The sequence below is a fragment of the Terriglobus sp. YAF25 genome (assembly GCF_052113305.1).
Taxonomy (GTDB): Bacteria; Acidobacteriota; Terriglobia; order Terriglobales; family Acidobacteriaceae; genus Terriglobus.
Genome location: NZ_JBFRCY010000892.1, coordinates 1 through 1,583, shown reverse-complemented (window position 1 = coordinate 1,583; position 1,583 = coordinate 1). Strand labels below are relative to the sequence as shown.

The window sequence follows — 1,583 nt, the reverse complement described above, 5'->3', positions numbered from 1 at the left end:
CTGATACCCTCATCCGGCTGGATACGCATGGTCAGGATGTTCGGCGTGACCTGCGTGCCGCAGTCGTTGGTCGTTCCCTTGAAGATATGCAGCGGCGGCTGCTTGAAGGTGATGGTCACCTCGGTTTCACGCTTGGCCAAACRCTTGCCGGCGCGGATATAGAACGGAACGCCCGCCCAGCGCCAGTTCTCGATCTGGAGCTTCAGAGCAGCAAAGGTCTCCGTCTGCGAGTTCGGGTCGACGCGCTCTTCCTCGCGATAGCCGATCACCTGCTGGCCATCGACGGTTCCCGGACCATACTGTCCGCGTACCGTGTCCTCGAGTTTGAACTGCTCAATCGCGCGCCATACCTTCAGCTTCTCGACACGGATGGTGGAGGCCTCGAAAGAGTCAGGCGGCTCCATCGCAACGTAGCTCAGAACCTCCATCATGTGGTTCTGCAGAACGTCGCGCGATGCGCCGGCCTTCTCGTAGAACGGTCCACGGCCTTCAATACCGATCGACTCCGCTGCGGTGATCTGCACGTTGTCGATATATGTACGGTTCCACACCGGCTCGAAGATGCCATTGCCGAAGCGGAAGACGAGGATGTTCTGCACCGTCTCCTTACCGAGGTAGTGATCGATACGGAAGATCTGGTCTTCGTCCAGCACCTGGTTGACCTCGTCGTTCAGCTCGCGCGCCGACTGCAGGTCATGGCCAAAGGGCTTTTCGATGATGACGCGTACCCAGGCATCGCTCCCCGGCTTGGCCATCTTGTGCTTGCCCAGCCGGTGAATGATGTCAGAGAAGTACTCAGGCGCCACTGCCAGATAGAACAGGCGGTTGCCCTTGGTACCGTACTTGGTATCGAGATCAGAGAGAGTGGCGTTCAGGTTCTGAAAACCCTGATCGTCATCGAAGTTTGTGGTGAAGTAGTGGACGCGGTCGACGAACTCCTTCAGCTTCGGGTCGTCGTCATCCACACCTCCGCCCTTGAGGATGCCATCACGCATGTCTTTCGCAAAGGTGGCCGACAGGTCGCGGCGGGCAACACCCACCACCGCAAACTCCTCCGGCAGAAGACCTTCCTGTTCCAGATGGAACAGCGCCGGCAGCAGCTTACGTTTGGTCAGGTCGCCCGACGCGCCAAAGATGACCACGATACATGGGTCAGGCTTGCGCTCGTTGCGCTGTTCATTCACGGTCGCAGGAGATACAGTTACTTCGGCAGTCGCCATGGGCTTACACCAGCTCCTTACTACTTCAAGGCTAAACGAGGTTAAGACTTCTTGACGGCATGGCCGCCGAATGCATTGCGCATGATGGAGAGCGCGCGGTCCGTGTAGTTGTTGTCCTCACGGGAACGCAGACGGCGAATCAGCGCCTCCGTAATCACCGGAGCGGAGATATTCAGGTCGATCGCCTCGAAGACCGTCCAACGGCCCTCGCCGGAGTCCGGAACGTACGCGGCCAGACCTTCCAGGTTCGGATTCTCCTTCAGCGCCTCTGCGGTGAGGTCGAGCAGCCACGAGCGGACAACCGAACCGTGACGCCAGATCTCGGAGATCTGCGCCAGATCGAGATTCAGACTCTCCTTAGCC

At 58.9% G+C, this 1,583-nt stretch carries 1 protein-coding gene and 1 pseudogene; both read right to left on the bottom strand.

Annotated elements, in window-relative coordinates:
• Positions 1-1,220, bottom strand: a 1,220-nt coding sequence (gene zwf, locus AB4043_RS24920) for a glucose-6-phosphate dehydrogenase (protein ID WP_442308451.1), incomplete at its 3' end; no start/stop codon positions are given.
• 41 nt (positions 1,221-1,261) lie between these two features.
• Positions 1,262-1,583: pseudogene (locus AB4043_RS24915) on the bottom strand (6-phosphogluconate dehydrogenase); the annotation flags it as partial.